Below are 22387 nucleotides of genomic sequence, written 5' to 3'. Positions count from 1 at the left end.
GCCGCCGGCGTCCAGCGCAACCTTAGCGGGCTTGCGCAGCTTATCCATTGGGTTAGGAGTCGTTCCTACACCGCCTGATTGTATCGAGGCGGCGCGGCCCTCCAGGGTCGTCATGGACGTCGAGGGTCGGACATGACCGCGTTGACTGGCGCAAGGGGACTGCCGCGCGCATCGCTGGCCGTGCTGCTGGCGTTCGGCGCAGGCGCCCTGATGCTCAGCGCCGGCCGGGCCGAGTTCGTCGAATTGCACACCGTCCTCGACACCAGCGTGGCCGTACTGTCCGGCCTGATGGCGCTGCTGCTCTGGGATATGGCCCAGCACACGGACAGCCCGTTCGTGCGATGGCTGTCCACGGCCTTCGGCGTGACGTTCGCGCTGGAACTGCTGCACGTGGTGGTCAGCATTGACTGGCTGGGGCGCCTGGCCTGGGTGACGGAAGCGCGCGCCTACCTGCGGCCCGCCACCTGGTCGCCGTCCGCGTACCTGCTGCCACTCGCGATCTGCGGCGCGCTCTGGCGCCTGCAGAGCGGACGCGGCAACGTGGCGGTGTTGCTGGGACTGGGCGGCCTGGCGGGCGCCGGCCTGTTCCTCCTTTATCAGCAGCTTCCGCCTTACACCGCGCCCAACGCCCTGGGCTTCACGCGGCCATCGCTGGTCGGCGTGCCGCTGCTCTGGGCTGGGGTGGCGGTGTGGGCCTGGCGGCTGCGGAGACGTCACCGCATCGCCGGCCCGACGGCCTGGGCGGCGGCGATCATGACGGTCGGACACGCCGCCATCCTCTATTCGACCGCCCCGGCCGACAGCCAGGGGATGATCGCCCACCTGGGCAAGATCGCCGGCTACCTGATCATCCTGCTGTGGGTGATGCGAGCCATGGCCGACGACATGCGCGAACGGTTCGCCGCCGAGGCCGCCCTCGCGCGCGAAGTCGAGGCCCGCGCCCACGCCCTGGCTTCGGCGCACGAGGACCTGGGGCGCGAGGCCGCCGAGCGCCGGCGGGCCGACGCCAAGGCGCGCGCGCAGCTGGAGCGCCTGAACCTGCTGCACCAGATCACCCGCGCCATCGGCGACCGCCAGGACCTGGACAGCATCTACCAGGTGGCGGTCCGGAGCGTCGAACAGCAGCTGCCGGTCGATTTCGCCTGCCTTTGCGACTACGACGAGGCGACCCGGGTCCTGACGGTGGTCTCGGTCGGGGCCAAGTCGCGGGAGCTGGGTCTGTCGCTGGCGGCGCCCGAACCGATGGTCTTCCCGGCGGACGAGAACGCCCTCGTCCGCTGCATCGAAGGCCACCTCACCTACGAGCCGGATGTCTCGGGCATGCCCTTCCCGCTGCAGGCGCAGCTGTCGCTGGCGGGAATCCACGCCCTGGTGGCCGCGCCGCTGCAGGTGGAGAGCAAGGTCTTCGGCTGCTTCCTCGCCGGGCGGCTGGAGCCGGACAGTTTCCAGAGCGAGGACTGCGAGTTCCTGCGCCAGCTCAGCGAGCACGTGGCGCTGGCGGCGCACCAGGCCCAGCTCTATGGCGCCCTGCAGCGGGCCTATGACGACCTGCGCCAGTCGCAGCAGGTGGTGATGCAGCAGGACCGGCTGCGCGCCCTGGGCCAGATGGCGAGCGGCATCGCCCACGACATCAACAACGCCCTGTCGCCGGTGGCGCTCTACACCGAGGCGATGCTGGAGACCGAAAAAGGCCTGAGCCCCACGGCCCGCAGCCAGCTGGAGGTGATCCGGCGGGCGGTGGAGGACGTGGGCCACACCATCGGGCGCATGCGCGAGTTCTACCGCCAGCGCGAACCCCAGCTGCCGGGGTCCCCGCTGCAGCTCAATGAGCTGGCGCGCCAGGTGCTGGAACTGACCCGGCCGCGCTGGGCCGACATGACCATGCAGCGCGGGACCCTGGTGCGGGTGGAGACCGACCTGGCCCAGGGCCTGCCTCTGGTGCTGGGGGCCGAGAGCGAGATCCGCGAGGCCCTCACGAACCTGGTGTTCAACGCCATCGACGCCATGCCCGACGGTGGGACCCTGACCCTGCGCACCAGCGTGGCGGATGAGCCCGGCTGGGTGAGGATCGACGTCCTCGACACCGGCGTCGGCATGGACGACGAGGCCCGCCGACGGTGCATGGAGCCCTTCTTCAGCACCAAGGGCGAGCGGGGCACCGGCCTCGGCCTGGCCATGGTCTACGGCGTCGCGCAACGTCACGGCGCAGAGGTGGACATCCAGTCGACGCCGGGGGCGGGGACGACTTTCTCGCTGATCTTCCCCGCCGCCACGCGAAGCGCCAGGGGCGGCCCGGCCGAGCTGGAGACCCCACCGCCGATGCGGCTCCTGCTCGTCGACGACGACCCCGTGCTGCTGAAGGCCCTGAGCGACGCTTTGAGCAACGATGGCCATCAGATCACCCCGGCCAACGCCGGCCAGGACGGCATCGACAGTTTCGCGCGCGGACAGGATGGCCATCCCTTCGACGCGGTGATCACCGACCTGGGCATGCCCTACGTCAACGGCCGGCAGGTGGCCGCCGCGGTGAAGGCCGCGTCGCCCGAGACACCGGTGATCCTGCTGACCGGCTGGGGTCAGGGCATGCTTTCCGGGGTCGAGGGCATCCCGAACGTCGATCTCGTGCTGGGCAAGCCGCCGAAATTGCGCGAGGTGCGCGCGGCCCTGGCCCGCCAGGCGCGGAAGGCGGCCGAGTGAACTCCGCCGAGAGCCCCGAGCGCGGCCCGGCCCGCCTGCTGGTCGTCGACGACGAGGCGGCGAACCTGCAGGCCCTGGAGGCGACCCTCGGCGGGCAGGGCTATGAGGTGACGGGCTTCTCGGACCCCGCGGCGGCGCTGCAGGCGTTTTCGCCGGGAGCCCATGACCTGCTGCTCGCCGACCTGGTGATGCCGGGCGTCGACGGCCTTGCCCTCATGCGCGAGATGCAGGCGCGCGACCCGGACCTGGCGGCCGTGATCATGACCGGCGAGGGCAGCATTGGCTCGGCGGTCACGGCGATGCGCGAGGGCGCGCTGGACTATGTGCTGAAGCCGCTGAAGCTCTCGACACTGCTGCCGGCGATCAAGCGGGCGCTGACGGTGCGCGAGCTGCGCCGCCGGAACGCCGAGCTGGAGCGCGGGCTGCGGGCGCGGACCGCCGAGCTTGAGCAGGCCCTGGCCGAGGTCGACCACCAGGTGGCCGAGCGGCTGCGGGCCGAGCAGGCGCTTGTGCAGGTCCAGAAGGTGGAGGCGATCGGCCGCCTGACCGGCGGTGTCGCGCACGACTTCAACAACCTGCTGACGCCGATCATCGGCTACCTCGAACTGCTGCAGCGCACGATCGAAGAGGGCGAGCCGCGCCGGCGCTACGTGGACACCGCCCTGGACGCGGCCCAGCGGGGCGCCAAGGTCGTGGCCCACCTCCTGGCCTTCTCGCGGACCCAGCGGCTGACCCTGCGGCCGGTGGCGGTGGATGAGACCCTGGCCCGGAGCGACAGCCTGATGCGCCACGCCCTGGACGCTGACGTCCAGCTCGTGGCCGACCTGCGAGCCGGCCCGGCGTGGTCGCGGTCCGACCCGACCCAGCTGGAGCTGGCCGTGCTGAACCTGGTGGTGAACGCCCGCGACGCGATGCCCGACGGTGGCGTGGTTCGCCTCAGCACCTGGGCCGACCTCGCGTCGGTGTGCATCGAGGTGAGCGACACGGGCGTCGGCATGACCCCGGAGGTTCTGGCCCGGGCGACCGAGCCCTTTTTCACCACCAAGACCCACCAGGGGTCGGGCCTGGGGCTGGCGCAGGTGGCGGCCTTCGCGCGGCAGTGCGGCGGCGCCTGCGAGATCGACAGCGCGCCCGGCCGGGGGGCGAGTGTGCGGATCACCCTGCCCCGGACCGAACCGCCCGGCGCCGAGGCCGCGCCGGGGCCCTCGCAAGCGGCGCCCACACCCCAGCGCAGCTTGAGCGTGGTGGTGATCGACGACGACGACCAGGTGCGGCAGATCCTCTGCGACGGCCTGCACAGCGAGGGCTATGCCGTACGCGGCGCGCCGGACGGCGCCTCGGGCCTGGCCATGGTGGACGCGAGCCCGCCCGACGCCGTGGTGCTGGACTACGCCATGCCGGGCATGACCGGCGCCGAGGTGGCGCACCGGATGCGGGCGCGCCACCCGCACCTGCCGATCGTCTTCTGCAGCGGCTATGCGGACTCGCTGGCGCTGGACGCGATCCCCGACGCGGTCGTGCTGCGCAAGCCGGTCAGTATCGACGACCTCAGCCGCACCGTGCGCCAGTCGGTCGGCTAGCGCTTCGCCGCCAGCGCCTTGGCGACCACGGGGGCGAGGCGGGCGGCGATGATCTGGGCGCCGCGGGCGTTAGGATGGATGCCATCGGGCTGGTTCAGCGCCGGGCGTCGGGCCACGCCGTCCAGGAGATTTGGGTAGAGCGGCACGCCATGGGCGCGCGCAAGCCCCGGGAAGATGGCGTTGAAGTCGCGCGCATAGCCGCCGCCGATCTCGGTCGGCGCGGAGATTCCGGTGAGGAGGACGCCGATGCGGCGCGCCTTCAGCTTGCGGATGATGCCGTCGAGGTTGGCGCGCGTCCGCTTGGGGTCCTGGCCCTGCAGCAGGTCGTTGGCGCCCAGGGCCACGACAGCGAGGTCGGTATCCTTGCGCACGCTGAAGTCCACCCGGGCGAGGCCGCCCGCGGTGGTGTCGCCGCTGACCCCGGCCGCGCGGACCTGGACCGAGAAGCCGAGCTTGCGGAGGGCCAGCTGAAGCTGCGCCGGCACGGCCTGGGCGGCGGGCAGGCCGTAGCCGGCCGTGATGGAATCGCCCAGCACCGTCACCACCCTGGGCGGCGCGGCGAGGGCCGGTCCCGCGGCCGCGATCAGCGGCAAGGCGAACAGCACGCGTCGGGTAGGTCTTGGCTCGGCCATGAACGTCCTATGTAAGGGAAAGGGTACGCTGCTCAACCGCCTGAGGTTCCGCTTGAACGACACACCGCCGCTGGTCCTCGAGGATGTGGGCCTGACCTTGCCGTCCGCGGCGGGACCCGTGGAGATCCTGCGAAACCTCGATCTGACCCTGGCCGAGGGCGAACGTGTGGCGCTGGTGGGGCCGTCCGGCTCGGGCAAGTCGTCGCTGATCGCGGTGGCCGCCGGCCTGGAGCGGCCGAGCGCCGGCAAGGTCAGCCTGTTCGGCCGCGACCTCGGCAAGCTGGACGAGGACGGCCGCGCCAAGCTGCGACGGGGACGGGTGAGCCTGGTCTTCCAGTCCTTCCACCTGCTCCCGAACATGACGGCAGAAGAGAACGTGGCCGCCCCGTTGGAGATCGCCCGCAAGCCCAACGCCATGGACGAGGCGCGCGCCTGGCTGGACCGGGTGGGCCTGTCGGCCCGGGCCCGGCACTATCCGCACCAGCTCTCGGGCGGGGAGCAGCAGCGCGTGGCCCTCGCGCGGGCGCTCGCCCCCTCCCCGGCCCTGCTGTTCGCCGACGAGCCGACCGGCAACCTGGATTCCAGCAACGCCCGCCACGTGGCCGACCTGCTGTTCGAACTGGTGGAGCACACGGGCGCGGCGCTGCTGCTGGTGACCCATGACCCGGGCCTGGCGGCGCGCGCCCAGCGCGTGGTGACCCTGCGCGACGGCCGGCCGGTCGAGGCGGCATGATCCCCCTCTGGCTGCGGTTCGCCGCGCGTGAGCTTCGGAGCGGGGTCAAGGGCTTCCGCATCTTCCTGGCGTGCCTGGCCCTGGGCGTCGCCGCCATCGCCGCGGCCAGCTCTACGGCCGAGGCGTTCCGCCGGGGCCTGGCGACCGAGGCGCGCGAGATCCTGGGCGGCGACATGGCGGTCTCGGCCAGCCAGCGCCGGTTCACGCCGGTGGAGCGCGGCTGGCTGGACCGGCTGGGCCGCACGACCTACGCGGCCGCCTCCCAGGCCATGGCCGAGGCGCCGGGCGGCGAGCGGCGGCTGGTGGAGTTGCGCGGCGTCGATGCGGCCTACCCGCTGGCCGGCGAGGTGAAGATCACGGGCGCGCCGTCGCTGGCCGCCGCCCTGGCCACGCGGGACGGCGTATGGGGCGCGGCCGTGGAACAGGCGCTGCTGGACCGCCTGAACCTGAAGGTCGGCGACCGTTTCCTGGCCGGCAACGTGCCGATGCGCGTCGGCGCGGTGCTGGAGGAGGAACCCGACCGGCTGTCCCGCGGCTTCTCGCTGGGCCCGCGGGTCCTGACCCGGACCGGGGCGCTGGAACAGGGCGGCTTCCTGCAGCCCGGCCTGCCGTTCGGCGAGACGGTGCGCATATCCCTGCGGCCCGACCTGTCGCTGGAGGCGGCGAAGGCCGACGTCCGCAAGAGCATGCGCGGGTTCTTCCGCATCCGCGACCGCAACGACGCCGCGCCGGGCGTCAGCCGGATCATCGACCAGCTGGAATACTTCCTGGGCTTCGTCGGCCTGGCCTCGCTGGTGGCTGGGGGCCTCGGCGTATTCGGCGCCGTCAGCGCCTATGTGGACGGGCGCAAGCCGGCCATCGCCACCCTCAAGGCCCTGGGCGCCGAGAGCGGCCTGATCCGCAACGTCTATCTCGCGCAGATCGGCCTCCTGGCCCTGGCCGGAATCGCCATCGGCCTCATCGTCGGCGCCGTGACGCCCCTGGTGCTGGGCGCCCTGGTCCGCGACGAGCTGCCGGTGCCGGCGCTGTTCGCGGTCTATCCCTGGCCGCTGGCGCGGGCGGCGGCCTTCGGGCTTCTGTCGGCGGCGGCCTTTTCCCTGGCGCCCCTGGCCCGGGCGCGGAGCACGCCGCCCGCCAGCCTGTTCCGCAGCGACCTGTCGGGCCGCCTGACCTTCGGGCCGGAGCTGATCGGCGCCCTCCTGGCGGCGCTGGGCCTGGGCGCCCTGGCCATCGTCACCGCGCCGACGCCGCTGGCCGCCAGCATCATGACCGCGGGCGTGGCCGCGGCGTTCGGCGTGCTGTGGGCGTTCGGCTGGGGCGCGGCGAAGCTGGCGGGGCGGCTGCGCGGCGGCACGCGCAGCGCGGTGAGGATCGCCCTGGCGAACCTGGCCGGCCCGCGCTCGGCGGCGCGGACGGCGGCCCCGGCCATCGGTCTGGGCGTCGCCTTGCTGGCGGCGGTGGTGCTGATCCAGTCCAGCCTCCTGCGCCAGATCTCCATCGTTGCGCCACAGACCGCGCCGGCGCTGATCTTCACCGAGATCCCCGGCGAGCGCACGGCGGCCTTCGACGCCGAGGTCGCGCGGGCCTTCGGCCGCACGCCCAGGCCTGACACCTATCTGCGCGCGCCCTTCTTCACCGGCCGGATCCTGGCGGTGCGCGGCGTGCCGGTGGACATCGAGAAGATCCCGCCCGGCGCGCGCTGGGCCTATGACAACGACGTCAGCCTCTCGGCCCTGGGCGCCGAGCCGCCGAACGCGGGCGTGTTCGAAGGCCGATGGTGGCCGGCGAACTATACGGGACCGCCGCTGGTGGCGGTGTCGCGCGACCCAGCCGAGGGCGGGAACCTGAAGGTCGGCGACATGCTCAAGCTGTCGGTGCTGGGCGCGGAGATCGACGCGAGGGTGGCGGCCATCCGCCGGGTCGACTTCGGCAGCTTCGGCGCGGGCTTTCCGATCGTGCTGACCCCGAATGCGCTGGAGGGTGCGACGCCCCGGCACGTGGCCATCGCCAAGGCGAGCCTCGCTGAGGAACAGCGGATCGTCCGCGCCCTGGGCGCCGACTTCCCGGAGGTGAACGTCATCTCTGTGCGCGAACAGCTGGAGGCGGCCACCGAGATGTTCGACCGGGTCGCCCTGGCAGTGCGCGGCGCGGCGGCTGTGGCCCTGATGGCCGCCCTGCTGGTGCTCGCCGGCGCCATCGCGGCCCGGGCGCAGGAGCGAACCCGCGAGGCGGCGACGCTGAAGGTCCTGGGCGCGTCGCGGGCGCAGGTGCTGGCCGCCTATGTCATCGAGTATGGGCTGGTGGGCCTGATCGCCGGCGCCGCGGGCGTGGGGCTGGGCTACGCCGCGGCCTGGCCCGTCGTGACACATGTCTTCGAGGCGAAGTGGAGCGTCGACTGGGCCGGCGTCGCCGCCTTGCTGGCCGGCGCCTCGGCGTTCGCCGGCGTAGGCGGCCTCTTGGCGTCTTTCCAGGCGCTTTCCAAGCGGCCGGCGCCGGCGCTCAGGTCGGAATAGACGCGGCCTGCGCAACAGTGTCGCATCGCTCCGCCGGTAAGGTTTTGGCATCCAGCCCTGGTGATCCTGGATCGACGCCAAGACCGCCTGCCCGGAGTGACCGCATGAACCTCGACATCACCAAGAAGGATCTGATCGAGTGGAGCTCGGCCAGCCTTGTATTCCTGTCGGGCGCCATGACCGGCCACTATGCGGCCATCGGCATGAACGCGGTCCAGTGGGCCGGCGCCGCCGCCGCCATCTTGGGCTCGGTGACCGTCGCGGTCGCCGTCCGCGTCTGGCCGCCTAAGACGGCCGCCGCCGAGGCCGAAGACTAGTTTCGGTTCAGTTCGCGTACCGCGAAGGCTGGGCGGGACGCCCGCGGGCCGCCGTTTCGGCCTGACCCCGCACGTCCTGCCCAGCCATAGCGACGGGGTTATTCGGCCGGCGCCACCGGCACCAGGATCTCGCCGCCGGTCTCGCGGAACTTCTGCGCCATCTGCGCCATGCCGGTGTCGACGTCGTTCTGCGCCCGGGCCGCGTCGCGGATGTCCTGGCTGATCTTCATCGAGCAGAACTTCGGGCCGCACATCGAGCAGAAGTGGGCGGTCTTGAACGCCTCCTTCGGCAGGCTCTCGTCGTGGTACTCCCGCGCCGTCTCGGGATCGATGCCCAGGTTGAACTGGTCCTCCCAGCGGAACTCGAACCGCGCCCGGCTGATGGCGTCGTCCCACATGCGCGCGCCAGGGTGTCCCTTGGCGAGGTCGGCCGCGTGGGCCGCCAGCTTGTAGGTCATCACCCCGACCTTCACGTCCTCGCGGTTCGGCAGGCCCAGGTGCTCCTTGGGTGTGACGTAGCAGAGCATCGCCGTGCCGAACCAGCCGATCATCGCGGCCCCGATGGCCGAGGTGATGTGGTCGTACCCGGGAGCCACGTCGGTGGTCAGCGGGCCAAGCGTATAGAACGGCGCCTCGCCGCAGGTCTTGAGCTGCTTGTCCATATTGGCCTTGATCTTGTGCATCGGCACGTGGCCGGGGCCCTCGATCATCACCTGCACATTGTGTTTCCAGGCGATCTGGGTGAGTTCGCCCAGGGTCTCCAGCTCGCCGAACTGGGCCGCGTCGTTGGCGTCGGCGATCGAGCCGGGGCGCAGGCCGTCGCCCAGGCTGAACGACACGTCGTAGGCCTTCATGATCTCGCAGATCTCTTCGAAGTGCTCGTAGAGGAAGTTCTCGCGGTGGTGGGCCAGGCACCACTTGGCCATGATCGAGCCGCCCCGGGAGACGATGCCGGTGACGCGGCTGGCGGTCAGGGGCACGTAGGCCAGGCGGACGCCCGCGTGGATGGTGAAGTAGTCGACCCCCTGCTCGGCCTGCTCGATCAGGGTGTCGCGGAAGACGTCCCAGGTCAGGTCCTCGGCGACGCCGTTCACCTTCTCCAGCGCCTGGTAGATCGGCACCGTGCCGATGGGCACGGGGCTGTTGCGGACGATCCAGTCGCGGATGTTGTGGATGTTTCGGCCGGTGGAGAGGTCCATGACCGTGTCGGCGCCACAGCGGATCGACCAGACCATCTTGTCCACCTCGTCGGAGACGTGGCTGAGGACCGCCGAGTTGCCGATGTTGGCGTTGATCTTCACCAGGAAGTTGCGGCCGATGATCATCGGCTCGAGCTCGGTGTGGTTGATGTTGGCCGGGATGATGGCGCGGCCGCGCGCGATCTCGTCGCGCACGAACTCCGGCGTGCAGAAATCCGGGATCTCGGCGCCGAAGTCCTCGCCGTCGCGGATGAAGGCGTCCCCTTGCTGGCGGCGCAGGTTCTCGCGGATGGCGACGTATTCCATCTCGGGCGTGATGATACCGCGACGGGCGTATTCCAGCTGGGTGACGTTGGCGCCGGCCTTGGCGCGGTAGACGCGACGCGGGGCGGTGAACTCGGGCGCCAGGTGCGCGCCCCGGGCGAAGCCGTTGTCCTCGGGCTTCACGGCGCGGGGGATCTCGACGATCTCCACGTCGCCGCGGCTGACCACCCACGGCTCGCGGGTCTTGGCCAGGCCCCTCTCGATGTCGATGCCGACGGTCGGGTCCGTATAGGGGCCCGAAGGATCGTACAGGGTCAGGGCCGGCTCGTTTGCCGAGGGATGGACTGCCACCTCGCGGAACGGCACGCGGATGTCGGGCCACAGCACCCCGGGCTGGTAGACCTTCTTCGACCCTGGGCGCTCGCCCGTGGGGATGGCGGCGGCGGCCAGCTTGCCGGTGAATTTGTTCATCGCATGTGACTCCGTAGGCGGACGGATCACGGGCGTCAGTCGGGGTGAAAAGGCCCTTCCCTTCGCCGGCATGACCCGGATCAGGTTCGACGGGTCGTGGGCTCACCCACCTCTCAGCCGCTCGCGCGCGGCCCCCCGAGGATAGCCGCAGGGTAAGCCCGTTGCCCGACGCCCGCCAGCGTCAATTGCGAAGACGGGAGGCGTCGCCGCGCGTATCTTGTCGGTGGGACGAGACCAAGGAGCACGCCGAATGAGACTGGCGACCATCGCCCTGGCGGCCGTCGCCGCCGCCGCATCCACCGCCGCCATCGCGGCCAAACCCTCGCCCCTGACCACGCCGCGGCCGCCGTCGGGAACGGGGCTGCCCAGCGGACAATGCATCCGATCCAGCGAGATCCGCAATCACACCATCGCCGACAAGGACACGCTGCTGATCGACGTGGGCGGCAAGGCGACCTATCGCGTGACGATGAAGGGCGGCTGCCTGGCCGGCGCCGTGGCCTCCGACCCGCTGGTGACCCGGATCCCGCCCGGCTCCTCGATCATCTGCAAGCCCATCGACATGGACATCGCCATCTCGCGGGGCGGCTTCCCCAGCCAGTGCATCGTGGATTCGATCGTCAGGATGACGCCGGAGGAGGTCGCCGCCCTCCCCCGCAAACTGAAGCCTTAGCCCACGGAGACCATCCATGAGGTTCGCAACCATCGCCATGGCCGCCGGCGTCGCGGGCGTCGCGACGCTGGCCATCGCCGCCGTTCCCGCTTCGCCGCTGGGCCCGCCGCCCGCCTCCGGCGCCGGCCTGCCCGAGGGTCAGTGCATGATCCTGCGCGACGTGGGCAACCATTCGGTCGTCGACAAGAACACCCTGCTGGTGGAGGCCGTGGGCAAGAACCGCGGCCTCTACCGCTTCACCATGACCAACGGCTGCCTCAAGAGCGCCATCTCGTCCGATCCGATCGGGATGAGCCAGGTCAGCCATGGCGGCGTGATCTGCAAGCCCCGGGACGTGACGCTCCACGCCCGCAGCGGCCTCTGCGCGGTGGACTCCATCGCCAGGCTGACGCCGGACGAGGCAGCCGCCCTGCCGCGGAAGTTGAAGCCGTAGCGGGAAGGGTCTAGCAGCGAGGGCATGCACCTCGCCCGTTTCAACCCCGTCCGCTTCGCCCACCTGCCCACGCCGTTCGAGCCGCTGCCGGGCCTGACCGAACATCTGGTGCGGCCGGGCGGTGGCGGGCCGGCCCTATGGATCAAGCGCGACGATTGCACCGGCCTGGCCGGCGGCGGCAACAAGACCCGCAAGCTGGAGTACCTGCTGGGCGACGCGCTCGCCAACGACGCCGACACGCTGGTCACCCAGGGCGCCGTGCAGTCGAACCACGTGCGCCAGACGGCGGCGGCGGCGGCCAAGTTCGGCATGAAGTGCGAGATCATCCTGGAGGAGCGCACCGGCTCCACGGCCGTTGACTACACCCGGTCCGGTAACGTCCTGCTGGACCAGCTCCTGGGCGCGAAGATCCGCAGCGTGCCGGGCGGCACGGACATGAACCAGGAGCTGACCAAGGTGGCGGCCGAGGTGTCGGACGCCGGCGGACGGCCATACGTGATCCCCGGCGGCGGCTCGAACAGCATCGGGGCGCTGGGCTATGTGGAGTGCGCGCTGGAGCTGGTGGCCCAGGCGAACGAGACGGGGCTGGAGATCGACCGGATCGTGACGGCGACCGGCAGCGCCGGCACCCATGCGGGCCTGGTCGCCGGCCTGGCGGTGATGGGCGCCGACATCCCCGTGCTGGGCATCGGGGTACGCGCGCCGAAGGACGTCCAGGAGGCCAACGTCTACAAGCTGGCCCGCGAGACCGCCGCCCTGCTGGGCCATGAGGAGCGGGTGACGCGGGATATGGTCGTGGCCGACTGCGATTACGTCGGCGCCGGCTATGGCCTGATCGACGACGCGGTCATCGAGGCGCTGAAGACCATCGCCCGCACCGACGCGATCCTGCTAGACCCGGTCTATACCGGCAAGGCGATGAAGGGCCTGCTGGCGCTCGCGGCCAAGGGCGCCTTCGATGGCGAGACCGTGGTCTTCCTGCACACCGGCGGCGCCCAGGGCCTGTTCGGCTACCAGGGCGAGCTCGAGGGCAAGCTGTCGTGAGCGACGATCAGCTGACGCTGGGCGTGCTGGGCGGCATGGGCCCGGCGGCGACCCTGGAGTTCCTGGCCCGGCTCCAGGCCTACACGCCCGCCGAGCGGGACCAGGACCACATCCGGGTGATCGTCGACATCAACCCCAAGGCGCCGGACCGCAACGTGCCCGGCTCGGGCGCAGGCAACGTGCTGGCCGAGATGGCGGGCGCCCTGCACGGGGCGGGGGCCGAGGTGCTGGCCATGCCGTGCAACACGGCCCACGCCCACGCCGATCTGATCCAGCGCGCCTCGGGCCTGCCGCTGATCGACATGATCGACCTGGGCGCGGAGGCGGCCAGTCAGTCCGGCGCCATCCGAGCCGGGGTGCTGGGCACCAAGGGCGCGCTCAAGCTCTACCGCGAATACCTGGCCGCCCGCGGCATGGGCCTGGTCAGCCTGCCGCCCGAGCGCCAGGAGGCGTTCATGGTCACCCTCTACCGGATCAAGGCCGGCGACCTGGGCGACGACGTGACGCGCGAGATGAAGGGCTACGCCGACGAGCTGCGCAAGCTGGGCGCGGAGGTGCTGATCGCCGGCTGCACCGAGGTCCCGCTGGTGCTGGAGGACGAGCACGTGAAGCTTGAGCTGATCGACCCCGGCGACCTGCTGGCCCGCCGCTGCGTGGCCGTGTGCCTACGCTGGGAGCCGCTGCCGCACGGCGTGGGTTAGCCGCGGGCGCTCAGTCCGACGGGCGGGCGCCGTTCGGCGCGCCGCCGCCCAGCGCCCGATAGAGCTCGACCCTGTTGGCAGCCTGGTCCAACTGCGCCGCGAGCTGAGTCTGGCGCGCGGCGTAGAGCGTACGCTGGGCGTCCAGGAGCGACAGGTAGCTGTCGACGCCGCGTTCGTAGCGAGCCTGGGTGAGGCGCTGGGCCGCCGCCGCGGCCTCGACCAGCCGCTCCTGCGCGGAGACCCGGTCGGCGATGGTGGCGCGCGTCGCGAGCGCGTCGGCGACCTCGCGAAAGGCGGTCTGGATCGCCTTCTCGTACTGGGCGACCGCGGCGTCGCGGGACGCCTCGGCGCTGCGCAGGCCCGCGATGTTGGCCCCGCCGGAGAAGATCGGCAGAACCGCCTGGGGCGCGAAACTCCAGGTCCGCGTACCGCCTCCGAACAGGTCGCCAAGTTCGGGGCTGATGGTTCCCGCCGAGCCCGTCAGGCTGATGCGCGGGAAGAACGCCGCTCGCGCCGCGCCGATATTGGCGTTCTGGGCCCGCAGGGTGTGTTCGGCGGCGAGGACGTCGGGCCGGCGGGTCAGGACGTCGGAGGGCAGCCCGGGCGAGATGTCGGCCAGGACGCCCACGTCCGTCAGCCCGCCCTCCGGCAGAAGATCGGCCGGGACCTCGGCGCCGACAAGCAGGCGCAGGGCGTTGCGGTCGCGGTCCACCTGGGCGGTGGCCGACGCCGCATCGCTACGGGCCTGTTCGGCCAGGGTCTGGGCCTGGCGCAGGTCGAGCTCGGACGTCGCCCCGGCTTCGAAGCGCTTGCGGGCGAGGTCCAGGCCCGCCTCGCGGGTGGCCAGGGTGTCCTGCGTGATCTTCAACAGGTCCTGGTCGGCCGCCAGGGTGAGGTAAGCGCTGGCGGTCTCGGCGATCAGGCTGATCTGCACCGTGCGCCGGTTCTCTTCCGTGGCGAGGTAGGATTGCAGCGCCGCGGCGCTCAGGCTCTGTACCCGGCCGAACAGGTCGAGCTCATAGGCCGAGAAGCCGGCGCCGACGCTGTACTGGTCGGTGACGTCCGAGCGGCCGGTCTGCGAGACCGACGCCGGCGTGCGCGTGCGCGTCCCAGCCGCCGTAGCGTCGATGCCAGGGAGGAGTTCGGCGCGCTGGATCCGGTACTGAGCGCGGGCCTGCGCGATATTGGCCACCGCGACCCGCAGGTCGCGGTTCTGTTCCAGCGCCAGCGCGATCACCGACTGCAGGCGGGGATCCTGGAAGACGTCGCGCCACGCGAGATCGGCCCCCGGGACGGCGGCGGCGGGGGCATCCGTCGCCACAGGCCAGGCCTGGCCCACCGGGAGGATGGGCCGTTCATAGCGCGGCGCCAGGGTGCAGCCGCCGAGCGCGGCCGACGCCATCAGCGCCAGGACGAGGGATCTGGGGGACATCTCAGGCGGCCTCATGGGGGACGGCGGCAGGCGTCGTGGCCTTACGGCCGAGGTAGCGCTGCACCAGCACGAAGAAGAGCGGGACGAAGAAGATCCCCAGGATCACCGCCGACAGCATGCCGCCGATCACGCCGGTGCCGATGGCGTGCTGGCTGCCCGAGCCCGGGCCGTTGGAGATCGCCAGCGGCAGCACCCCGAACATGAACGCCAGCGACGTCATGATGATCGGCCGCAAGCGGATGCGGACCGCCTCCAGGGTCGCGTCGACCAGCGGGGCGCCCGCCTCGAAGCGGTCCTTGGCGAACTCGACGATCAGGATGGCGTTCTTGGCCGCCAGGCCCATGGTCGTGAGCAGGCCCACCTGGAAGTAGATGTCGTTGGACAGGCCGCGCGCCGCGGTCGCCAGCAACGCGCCGACGATGCCCAGGGGGATCACCAGGATCACCGACAGCGGGATGGTCCAGCTCTCGTAGAGCGCTGCCAGCAGAAGGAAGACCACCAGGATCGACAGCGCGTACAGCGCCGGCGCCTGGGCGCCCGCCTCCCGCTCCTGCAGCGACAGGCCCGTCCATTCGTAGCCGATGCCGGCAGGCAGTTTGGCGGCGATCGCCTCCATGGCCTGCATGGCCTGGCCCGAGCTCTGTCCGGGCGCGGGCGCGCCCTGGATGTTCACCGCCGGCAGGCCGTTGTAGCGCTCCAGCCGGGGCGAGCCGACCGTCCAGTGGCTGGAGGCGAAGGCGGAGAACGGCGCCATCTGGCCAGCCGCGTTGCGGACGTACCAGCGCTCCAGATCCTCGGGCTTCATCCGGAAGGGGGCGTCCGCCTGGACGAAGACCTTCTTCACCCGGCCGCGGTCCATAAAGTCGTTCACGTAGCTGCCGCCGAGGGCCGTCGAGAGGGTGGCGTTGATGTCGGCCGTGGTCAGGCCCATGGCCCCGGCCTTGGCGTGGTCGACGTCGATGGCGAACTCCGGCGTGTCGTCCTGGCCGTTCGGGCGGACGCCGGCCAGTTTCGGATCCTGGCCGGCCATGCCGAGGAGCTGGTTGCGGGCCGCCATCAGCGCCTCGTGGCCGACACCGCCGGTGTCCTGCAGCTGGAAGTCGAAGCCTGAGGCGTTGCCGAGCTCCGGCACCGCCGGCGGAACCACCGCAAACACCATGGCGTCGCGGATCTGCGAGAACTTGCCCATGGCCCGCTGGGCGACGGCGGCGACCTTGCGATCGGCCGACTTGCGCTCTTCGAAGTCCTTCATGCGGACGAAGGCGATGCCGGCGTTCTGGCCGGCGCCGGCGAAGCTGAAGCCCGAGACGGTGAACACCGCCTTCACCGATTCGGCCTCGTCCTTCAGATAGTGGTCGGCCACCTGCTTGAGGACGGCCTGGGTGCGTTCCTCGGTGGCGCCGGGCGGGAGCTGGACGAGGGTGTAGATCGTGCCCTGGTCCTCTTCCGGCAGGAAGGCGCTGGGCAGGCGCAGGAAGAGCAGCGCCATGACCAGGAGGATCGCCCCGTAGACGGCCATCCAGCGGCCACCCCTGCCCAGGATCGCGCGCACCTGACCCTGATAACGATGGCTGGCGTGGTCGAAGTTGCGGTTGAACCAGCCGAAGAAGCCCCGCTTCGAGATCTCGTGCCCCTTGTCGACGGGCTTGAGCAGGGTGGCGCAGAGCGCGGGCGTCAGCACCAGGGCCACCAGGACCGACAGCACCATGGCCGAGACGAGGGTGATGGAGAACTGGCGATAGATCACGCCCTGTGACCCGCCGAAGAAGGCCATGGGCACGAACACGGCGGCCAGCACCAGCGCCACGCCGATCAGGGCGCCCGTGATCTCGTCCATGGACTTGCGAGTGGCCTCCTTGGGGGAGAGGCCCTCCTCGCTCATCACGCGCTCGACGTTCTCCACGACCACGATAGCGTCGTCGACCAAGAGGCCGATGGCCAGCACCAGGCCGAACATCGTGAGGGTGTTGATGGAGTAGCCGAACACCGCCAGCACGCCGAAGGTGCCTAGCAGCACCACCGGCACGGCGATGGTCGGGATCAGCGTGGCGCGCCAGTTCTGCAGGAACAGGAACATCACCACGAAGACGAGGATCACCGCCTCGACCAGGGTCTTCACCACCTCTTCGATCGACTGTTTCACGAACGGGGTGGAATCGACCGGTACCTCGTAGCCGATGCCCGGGGGAAAATCCTTCGACAGCTCCGCGAGCTGCGCCTTCACCGCCTCGGCGGTGTCGAGCGCGTTGCCGCCGGGCGCCAGCTTGATGGCGAGGCCCGCGGCCGACTTGCCGTTGTACTTGGACAGGGAGTTGTAGTTCTCCGCGCCCAGCTCCACGCGGGCCACGTCGCGCAGGTAGACGTGCGTGCCGCCGCCAGTGTCCTTCAGGATGATCTGTTCGAATTGGGCGGGGGTCTGCAGGCGCGACTGGGCGCTGATGGTGGCGTTCAGGGTGGTGCCCGGCAGCGCGGGCGTGCCGCCCAACTGGCCGGCCGAGACCTGGGCGTTCTGGGCGCGGATGGCCGCGATCACGTCCGCCGGGGTCAGGCTGCGGGACGCGAGCTTGTCAGGATCCAGCCAGATGCGCATGGCGTACTGGGCGCCGAACAGCTGCACGTCGCCCACGCCGTCCACCCGGCTGATCGGGTCCTGCAGCTTGGCGGCCAGGTAGTCGGCCAAGTCGGCGTTCGAAGCCTTGCCGTCGGTGGCGTAGAGGGCCACGACCATGAGGAAGTTGCGCGTCGACTTGACAACGCTGAGGCCCTGCTGCTGGACCTCCTGCGGCAGCAGCGCGGTGGCGGTCTGCAGCTTGTTCTGGACCTGCACCTGGGCGATGTCGATGTCCGTGCCGGCCTTGAAGGTCAGGGTGATGGTGGCCGACCCGGTCCCGTCGCTGGCCGAGTTGATATACTCGAGCCCGTCCAGCCCCTTCATCTTCTGCTCGATGACCTGGGTGACGCTGTCCTCGACCGTCTTGGCCGAGGCGCCGGGGTAGACGGCCTGGATAGCCACCTGGGGCAGCGCGATGTCGGGGTACTGGGCGATCGGCAGCGTGCGGATGGCGAGCGCGCCGGCCATCATGATCACGATGGCGACGACCCAGGCGAAGATCGGCCGGTCGATGAAAAAGCGTGACAGCATGACGGGTCCCTAGCGCGCCGCGCCGATGACGGCGGGCTTCACGGCAGCGCCCGGCCGCACCTTCTGCAGCCCTTCGACGATGACCCGTTCGCCGGCCTTGAGGCCGCTGGTCACCAGCCATTTGTCGCCGACCATGCGGGAGACGGCGATCGGGCGCAGCTGCGCCTTGCCGGCGGCATCCACCACATAGACCGTGGCCGAGCCCTTCGGATCGCGGCTCACCGCGGCCAGGGGAACCAGGATGGCCGAGGTTGCGACGCCCTGTTCGAGTTGCGCACGTACGTAGAGACCGGGCAGCAGGGCGCCGTCGGGGTTGGGGAAGACCGCCCGCAGGCCGACCGAGCCGGTGCCCTCGTCCACCGTGATGTCCGAGAACGCCAGCGTGCCGGGGATGGGATAGGTCGACCCGTCTTCCAGGATCAGCCGAACCTTGGCCGACGTCGGCGCCTCCACCGCGCCAGCCGCCATGGCGTGGCGCAGCTTCAGCAGCTCCGCCGCCGACTGGGTGACGTCCACATAGATCTTGCCGAAGTCCTGGACCGTCGCCAGCGCGGCGGCCTGGTTGGCGGTGACCAGGGCGCCCGGCGTCACCGAAGACTTGCCGATCCGGCCGGAGATCGGCGCCCGGACCTGGGTGTAGTCGAGATTGATGCGCGCCTGCTGCACGGCGGCGCGCTGGGCCTGAACATTCGCGGCGGCCGATTGGGCCGCGGCCTGGGCGTCGTCGTTGTCCTGCTTGCTCACCGCGTTGATGGCGACCAGTTCCCGGTAGCGGTCAGCCTTGAGCTTCGCCGAGCTGGCGGTCGCCTGGGCCTGGGCCAGCGCGGCGTTCGCGCTGTCGAGGCTGGCGCGATAGATCGCCGGGTCGATCTGGTACAGCGGCTGGCCCGCACGGACGGTGGAGCCCTCCTGGAACAGCCGGGCCTTGATCACGCCGTTCACCTGCGGGCGCACTTCGGACACCAGGGAAGCCGACGTCCGTCCGCTCAGCTCCATCGTCAGGTTCACGGGCTCGGTGCGGATGACCACCACGCCCACCGGCGCGGGGGCGTTCGGGTCCGGCCCAGGGGGCGCCTTCGCGCCGCATCCCGACAGGACGAGAGCCAGCGCAACCGCCGCGCCGGAGTAAAACGATCTGGGCATTCGAGCACCTGGCGGACGGGAATTTCGAGGCCGCGGCCTTGACAATTCACTGAGGAGAAACCATGAGAATGAACGTTCATTCTCAGTTTGGTCACTAGACGCAGGTTTCCGCTAAGTCAACCGGTGGCGCTTGATTTTGTTGCGGTGCAAAGAGGAGTCACATGAGCGAGCCCGTGACAAAGCGGACCGATGCGGACGCGCGGCGGCAACAGATCGTCGACGCCGCCTCGGCGTGCGCCCGGCGCTCCGGGTTCCATGGCGCCAGCATGGCCGAAATCGCCCAGACCGCCGGCCTGAGCGTGGGGCAGATCTATCGCTACTTCGAGAACAAGGAGGCGATCATCGCCGCCATCGTCGCGCGCAACACCGCGGAGATGCGCGACATCTTCACGGAGATGCAGGACGCGGGCGAGCCGTTGTTGGACAAGATCCTCGCAAAGTGCGTGTCCGCGGTGGACGACGCCTACGACCGTGATCGGGCCGCCCTGATGCTGGAAGTCGCGGCGGAGGCCGCGCGCAATCCCGCGGTCGCAGCCATCGTGGAGTCCGCCGACGCCGAGGAACGCCGGATGAAACTCGCGCTCATCGAGCGCGTCCTTCCGCCGGGGTGCGATCCGGCCGAGGGCCTGGCGCGCAGCGAGGTGACCAGCATGCTGTTCGACGGCATGACCGTGCGCGGCGTGAACAACCCAGGCGCTGATCGCCAGGCGATCGCCCGGGTGCTCCGCACGGCCATACGGTGCGTGCTCACGGCGCCGCTGGACGATCCGAAGACCTGATCCCGATCAAGACCTCTGGCCAAGGCTCCGGGCCTGGCGCATGCTCTGCCCTGCGGACGGCCTGCCCTCGAGAGCGGACCGACGCAGAGGAGGAAGCGGCAGATGGCTTTTCGCGACAACGTCCACCATGCGCCCAAGACGCTCGCCGAGAGCGCGGTCTGTTTCGGCTGCACGCTCGCCGCCCTAGCCGGCGCCGCGTTCATGCTGCAGTGGGCGATGGGGCTGCTGTTCTAGGCCTGCGCCTCGCCCCAGGGCCGTTTCGACGCCGATGACGCTGTCGCGGCGCTGCGCCGGCCGGGTGAAGCTCGACCCCATCAACTGACCTTGGGACTGAACCCCTAGAGCCGCGACGCGCCGAAGGTGTCGCAGGCGTCCGGGTCGCCGGTCTCCGCGCCCTTGCGGAACCAGCGCATCCGCTGCTCGGAGCTGCCGTGGGTGAAGGCGTCGGGCATGACCCGGCCCTGGGACTTCCGCTGCAGCGTGTCGTCGCCCACCGCCGCGGCGGCGCGCAGGCCGTCCTCGATGTCGCGCGGATCCAGCGAGACCTGGCCCTTGGAAACCGCCGACGCGTGGGCCGCCCAGACGCCGGCGTAGCAGTCGGCCTGGAGTTCCAGCCGCACCGAGCCGCTTTCCGCTCCCTTCGCCCCCATCCGCCGCGCCTCGTCGGAGGCGCCGGTCAGGTTCTGGACGTGGTGGCCGATCTCGTGGGCGATGACGTAGGCGCGGGCGGCCTCGCCGCCGGCGCCGAACTTGGTATCCAACTCCTGCCAGAACGACAGGTCCAGATAGATCTTGCGGTCGGCTGGGCAATAGAAGGGCCCCATCGCCGACTGGCCCATCCCGCAGCCGGTGCCGGTGGCCTGGTCGTAGATCACGATGGCGTCCGGGGGACGATAGCCGCGCATCTGGGCCTGCCAGACCTGGTCGACGTTGTGGCCGACGACGTCGACGAAGCGCCCCGCCTCGTCGGCGGGCGTGCCGCGCACGCCTTCCTGCTGCTGGGCCTGGGGGCCGACGCCATTGACGACGCCCATGGTCGTGGATGGGTCGATGCCGAAGAAGAAATAGCCCACCAGGGCCAGGACCACGCCGCCCACGCCCATGCCGCCGACGCCGACCGCGCCCATGCCCCGCCGATCCTCGACGTTACCGCCGCCCTCCCCGCCCTGCCAGCGCATCAGCGGCGGTTCCGGGCGGCGTCCTGGACGCGCCGGTTAGAGTCGGCCAGCACCGCGTCCGGCACGGACGGGTAGATGGCCGCCGCAGCCGCCGGTCGGTTAGTCATCGAGGGTTCTCCGTAGGGCAGCTGCGGCAGTCGCGCGCCCGCGCGCTGGGCGGCCAAGTCGGCGCTGGCTTGGTCGGCGCGCAGCCGGGCCTCAAGCGCCTGCATCTGGTTGGCCTGGTCGATGGCGCGGCGCTCGGCGGCCTGCTGCTGGGCGCGCAGATCGTCCAGCTGGAGCTGGATCGGCTGGGCCGCAGCCGGCGTGGCGACGGCGAGGACGATAAGGACGAGGAGCGCGCGCATGGGACACCATATGCGCGTCCAACGGCCCAGGTCCTAGCGGCGTTCCACCGTGAAGCGGGCCAGCTCGTTCTTGGGCGCGTCCCATTCCGGCTTCAGCTCGACCGCCTTCTGGTAGTCGAAATAGGCGGCCTTGAGGTTGTCGAGGCCCTCATAGGCCAGGGCGCGGTTGTAGTAGGCCTTTTCCGGCTCCTCCACGCCGAGCTCCAGCGCCTTGTTGATGTCGGCCAGGCCGTCGGCGAAACGGCGGGCGCCGACCGCGGCCGCGCCGCGGTTCACGTAGGCCTCGCCCAGGTCCGGCTTGGTCTCGATGGCGCGGTTGAAGTCGAACAGCGCCTGGCCGAACTCCTTGCGCCGCAGCTTCAGCACGCCGCGGTTCACATAGGTGCCGGCGCGGTCGCGGAGGTCGAGAACCTCGCTCTCGAGCGCCATGGTGCAAAGGTTCTCGAACCTCACGTCGGATTCGCCCGAGAGCGCCGCCTCGGAACAGCTGCGCGCCATGCCGCCGCCCAGCACGGTGACCGCCGCCTGCGCGGCGCCCGCAAAGGCCAACAGGGACAGGCCCGCGGCCAGCCCGAGGATAGGAGGGGTCTTCAGCATGGGGTCGCTCCGCAACCTGAACCCCGGGAGCGTCCGCCTGTAACGCTGTTGTGTCAATTCACGGTTGGGGTCTGAGCGATGGCGTTGCTGGCTTCGGGACGAGGTCGGCGTCGACGCCGAAACGCGGCGACCAGCGCCGCACGTCGGCCTCGAAGACGCCGGTCGTGATCGCGGGATCCGCAGCCAGCAGTCGTGCGGCCTCTTCGGCGTCGGCGCACCGCAGGAGAGCCATGCCGCCATCCAGCCCCACCCAGCCGCCTCCGGCCACCACGCGGCCCTCGGCTGCGAGCCGCGCGATGTATCCGCCGTGCGCGCGCAGGTCCTGCTGCGCCATGGGCAGCCCGGCTTTCCAGGCGGGACCGGGCCGATAGATGACTGCGAACAAGGGCTGATCGGGTCCCGCGTGGGCGGCGGGTGTCATCAACGCGCCCAGCGCGACGGCCAGCACGGCGAGCTTCAGAACCATCGGAAGTCTCCTGTTTCCAACATACCATACGGTTTGGTATGTTCGT

The 22387-nt window shown here is 70.8% G+C and carries 20 protein-coding genes and 1 riboswitch; of the genes, 11 read left to right on the top strand and 9 right to left on the bottom strand.

What is annotated here, in order from left to right:
* Window positions 1-132: 132 nt before the first annotated feature.
* A complete protein-coding gene (locus AX721_RS25135; RefSeq protein WP_231733465.1) occupies window positions 133-2697 on the top strand; it encodes an ATP-binding protein in 2565 nt (854 codons plus the stop codon).
* The gene (locus tag AX721_RS25130; RefSeq protein WP_068878701.1) at window positions 2694-4277 is read left to right on the top strand and encodes a response regulator; all 1584 of its coding nucleotides are present in this window, start codon (window positions 2694-2696) and stop codon (window positions 4275-4277) included. Before AX721_RS25135 ends, AX721_RS25130 begins: the two co-directional genes overlap by 4 nt.
* Here the strand turns inward: AX721_RS25130 and AX721_RS25125 are convergent.
* Window positions 4274-4909 carry an arylesterase gene (locus tag AX721_RS25125; protein WP_068878700.1) on the bottom strand — a complete coding sequence of 212 codons (636 nt, stop codon included), beginning with the start codon at window positions 4907-4909 and terminating at the stop codon, window positions 4274-4276. The genes AX721_RS25130 and AX721_RS25125 overlap by 4 nt on opposite strands.
* 52 nt (window positions 4910-4961) lie before the next feature.
* Here AX721_RS25125 and AX721_RS25120 point away from each other — a divergent pair, with 52 nt between their 5' ends.
* The 3 genes from AX721_RS25120 to AX721_RS25110 all read left to right on the top strand — a co-directional run bounded on the left by AX721_RS25120 (window position 4962) and on the right by AX721_RS25110 (window position 8472).
* On the top strand, window positions 4962-5642 hold the full coding sequence (locus AX721_RS25120; protein ID WP_068878699.1) for an ABC transporter ATP-binding protein: 681 nt from the start codon (window positions 4962-4964) through the stop codon (window positions 5640-5642).
* A complete protein-coding gene (locus tag AX721_RS25115; RefSeq protein WP_068878698.1) occupies window positions 5639-8155 on the top strand; it encodes an ABC transporter permease in 2517 nt (838 codons plus the stop codon). Before AX721_RS25120 ends, AX721_RS25115 begins: the two co-directional genes overlap by 4 nt.
* 104 nt (window positions 8156-8259) lie before the next feature.
* A complete protein-coding gene (locus tag AX721_RS25110; protein ID WP_068878697.1) occupies window positions 8260-8472 on the top strand; it encodes a hypothetical protein in 213 nt (70 codons plus the stop codon).
* 98 nt (window positions 8473-8570) lie between these two features.
* Here AX721_RS25110 and thiC read toward each other — a convergent pair whose 3' ends face one another.
* Window positions 8571-10406 carry a phosphomethylpyrimidine synthase ThiC gene (gene thiC / locus AX721_RS25105; RefSeq protein ID WP_068878696.1) on the bottom strand — a complete coding sequence of 612 codons (1836 nt, stop codon included), beginning with the start codon at window positions 10404-10406 and terminating at the stop codon, window positions 8571-8573.
* 40 nt (window positions 10407-10446) lie between these two features.
* A riboswitch (TPP riboswitch) is annotated at window positions 10447-10554 on the bottom strand.
* A gap of 102 nt (window positions 10555-10656) precedes the next feature.
* Between thiC and AX721_RS25100 the strand changes: the two genes are divergently transcribed.
* Genes AX721_RS25100 through AX721_RS25085 form a run of 4 tightly spaced genes read left to right on the top strand, consistent with a single transcriptional unit; the run spans window position 10657 to window position 13257 of the window.
* On the top strand, window positions 10657-11079 hold the full coding sequence (locus tag AX721_RS25100; protein ID WP_068878695.1) for a hypothetical protein: 423 nt from the start codon (window positions 10657-10659) through the stop codon (window positions 11077-11079).
* Window positions 11080-11095: 16 nt separating this feature from the next.
* Window positions 11096-11512: a hypothetical protein gene (locus AX721_RS25095; RefSeq protein WP_068878694.1), complete on the top strand. Its 417-nt coding sequence runs from the start codon at window positions 11096-11098 to the stop codon at window positions 11510-11512.
* Between the two features lie 24 nt (window positions 11513-11536).
* Complete coding sequence (locus tag AX721_RS25090; RefSeq protein WP_068878693.1) at window positions 11537-12556, top strand: D-cysteine desulfhydrase; 1020 nt, start codon at window positions 11537-11539, stop codon at window positions 12554-12556.
* The gene (locus tag AX721_RS25085) at window positions 12553-13257 is read left to right on the top strand and encodes an aspartate/glutamate racemase family protein (RefSeq protein WP_255355360.1); all 705 of its coding nucleotides are present in this window, start codon (window positions 12553-12555) and stop codon (window positions 13255-13257) included. The genes AX721_RS25090 and AX721_RS25085 overlap by 4 nt, the downstream gene beginning before the upstream one ends.
* Before the next feature lie 10 nt (window positions 13258-13267).
* Here AX721_RS25085 and AX721_RS25080 read toward each other — a convergent pair whose 3' ends face one another.
* The 3 genes from AX721_RS25080 to AX721_RS25070 are packed head-to-tail and all read right to left on the bottom strand — an operon-like array spanning window position 13268 to window position 18974.
* Entirely contained in the window at window positions 13268-14689 is a 1422-nt protein-coding gene (locus AX721_RS25080) for an efflux transporter outer membrane subunit (RefSeq protein ID WP_068878692.1), read from the bottom strand.
* A gap of 1 nt (window position 14690) precedes the next feature.
* The gene (locus tag AX721_RS25075; protein ID WP_068878691.1) at window positions 14691-17831 is read right to left on the bottom strand and encodes an efflux RND transporter permease subunit; all 3141 of its coding nucleotides are present in this window, start codon (window positions 17829-17831) and stop codon (window positions 14691-14693) included.
* A 9-nt stretch (window positions 17832-17840) separates the two neighbouring features.
* Entirely contained in the window at window positions 17841-18974 is a 1134-nt protein-coding gene (locus tag AX721_RS25070; RefSeq protein WP_068878690.1) for an efflux RND transporter periplasmic adaptor subunit, read from the bottom strand.
* Window positions 18975-19135: 161 nt separating this feature from the next.
* On the opposite strand from AX721_RS25070, the gene AX721_RS25065 reads away from it, so the two are divergent.
* Window positions 19136-19753 carry a TetR/AcrR family transcriptional regulator gene (locus AX721_RS25065; RefSeq protein ID WP_068878689.1) on the top strand — a complete coding sequence of 206 codons (618 nt, stop codon included), beginning with the start codon at window positions 19136-19138 and terminating at the stop codon, window positions 19751-19753.
* A 102-nt stretch (window positions 19754-19855) separates the two neighbouring features.
* Window positions 19856-19987: a hypothetical protein gene (locus AX721_RS28645; RefSeq protein ID WP_255355361.1), complete on the top strand. Its 132-nt coding sequence runs from the start codon at window positions 19856-19858 to the stop codon at window positions 19985-19987.
* A gap of 104 nt (window positions 19988-20091) precedes the next feature.
* Here the strand turns inward: AX721_RS28645 and AX721_RS25060 are convergent, their stop codons facing one another.
* Genes AX721_RS25060 through AX721_RS25045 form a run of 4 tightly spaced genes read right to left on the bottom strand, consistent with a single transcriptional unit; the run spans window position 20092 to window position 22341 of the window.
* Window positions 20092-20931, bottom strand: a complete 840-nt coding sequence (locus AX721_RS25060; RefSeq protein ID WP_068878688.1) for a neutral zinc metallopeptidase — start codon at window positions 20929-20931, stop codon at window positions 20092-20094.
* Window positions 20931-21278, bottom strand: a complete 348-nt coding sequence (locus AX721_RS25055) for a hypothetical protein (RefSeq protein WP_068878687.1) — start codon at window positions 21276-21278, stop codon at window positions 20931-20933. Before AX721_RS25055 ends, AX721_RS25060 begins: the two co-directional genes overlap by 1 nt.
* Window positions 21279-21311: 33 nt before the next feature.
* Window positions 21312-21875 (bottom strand): tetratricopeptide repeat protein, encoded by a 564-nt coding sequence (locus AX721_RS25050; RefSeq protein WP_068878686.1) that lies wholly within the window; start codon window positions 21873-21875, stop codon window positions 21312-21314.
* A 58-nt stretch (window positions 21876-21933) separates the two neighbouring features.
* Window positions 21934-22341: a YciI family protein gene (locus AX721_RS25045; RefSeq protein WP_068878685.1), complete on the bottom strand. Its 408-nt coding sequence runs from the start codon at window positions 22339-22341 to the stop codon at window positions 21934-21936.
* Between the last annotated feature and the right edge of the window lie 46 nt (window positions 22342-22387).

The sequence above is a fragment of the Phenylobacterium sp. CCH9-H3 genome (genome assembly GCF_001557235.1).
In the GTDB taxonomy this organism is placed as follows: Bacteria; Pseudomonadota; Alphaproteobacteria; order Caulobacterales; family Caulobacteraceae; genus Phenylobacterium.
This window is presented reverse-complemented; position numbering and strand designations above follow the sequence as displayed.

What these genes read in the sequence shown, in the direction of transcription:
- AX721_RS25065 (WP_068878689.1), top strand. Translation starts at nt 19,136, where the DNA reads ATGAGCGAGCCCGTGACAAAGCGGACCGATGCGGACGCGCGGCGGCAA.
- AX721_RS25090 (WP_068878693.1), top strand. Translation starts at nt 11,537, where the DNA reads ATGCACCTCGCCCGTTTCAACCCCGTCCGCTTCGCCCACCTGCCCACG.
- AX721_RS25125 (WP_068878700.1), bottom strand. Translation starts at nt 4,909, where the DNA reads ATGGCCGAGCCAAGACCTACCCGACGCGTGCTGTTCGCCTTGCCGCTG.
- AX721_RS25050 (WP_068878686.1), bottom strand. Translation starts at nt 21,875, where the DNA reads ATGCTGAAGACCCCTCCTATCCTCGGGCTGGCCGCGGGCCTGTCCCTG.
- AX721_RS25055 (WP_068878687.1), bottom strand. Translation starts at nt 21,278, where the DNA reads ATGCGCGCGCTCCTCGTCCTTATCGTCCTCGCCGTCGCCACGCCGGCT.
- AX721_RS28645 (WP_255355361.1), top strand. Translation starts at nt 19,856, where the DNA reads ATGGCTTTTCGCGACAACGTCCACCATGCGCCCAAGACGCTCGCCGAG.
- AX721_RS25060 (WP_068878688.1), bottom strand. Translation starts at nt 20,931, where the DNA reads ATGCGCTGGCAGGGCGGGGAGGGCGGCGGTAACGTCGAGGATCGGCGG.
- AX721_RS25080 (WP_068878692.1), bottom strand. Translation starts at nt 14,689, where the DNA reads ATGTCCCCCAGATCCCTCGTCCTGGCGCTGATGGCGTCGGCCGCGCTC.
- AX721_RS25095 (WP_068878694.1), top strand. Translation starts at nt 11,096, where the DNA reads ATGAGGTTCGCAACCATCGCCATGGCCGCCGGCGTCGCGGGCGTCGCG.
- AX721_RS25070 (WP_068878690.1), bottom strand. Translation starts at nt 18,974, where the DNA reads ATGCCCAGATCGTTTTACTCCGGCGCGGCGGTTGCGCTGGCTCTCGTC.
- AX721_RS25075 (WP_068878691.1), bottom strand. Translation starts at nt 17,831, where the DNA reads ATGCTGTCACGCTTTTTCATCGACCGGCCGATCTTCGCCTGGGTCGTC.
- AX721_RS25100 (WP_068878695.1), top strand. Translation starts at nt 10,657, where the DNA reads ATGAGACTGGCGACCATCGCCCTGGCGGCCGTCGCCGCCGCCGCATCC.
- AX721_RS25045 (WP_068878685.1), bottom strand. Translation starts at nt 22,341, where the DNA reads ATGGTTCTGAAGCTCGCCGTGCTGGCCGTCGCGCTGGGCGCGTTGATG.
- AX721_RS25135 (WP_231733465.1), top strand. Translation starts at nt 133, where the DNA reads ATGACCGCGTTGACTGGCGCAAGGGGACTGCCGCGCGCATCGCTGGCC.
- AX721_RS25115 (WP_068878698.1), top strand. Translation starts at nt 5,639, where the DNA reads ATGATCCCCCTCTGGCTGCGGTTCGCCGCGCGTGAGCTTCGGAGCGGG.
- AX721_RS25110 (WP_068878697.1), top strand. Translation starts at nt 8,260, where the DNA reads ATGAACCTCGACATCACCAAGAAGGATCTGATCGAGTGGAGCTCGGCC.
- thiC (WP_068878696.1), bottom strand. Translation starts at nt 10,406, where the DNA reads ATGAACAAATTCACCGGCAAGCTGGCCGCCGCCGCCATCCCCACGGGC.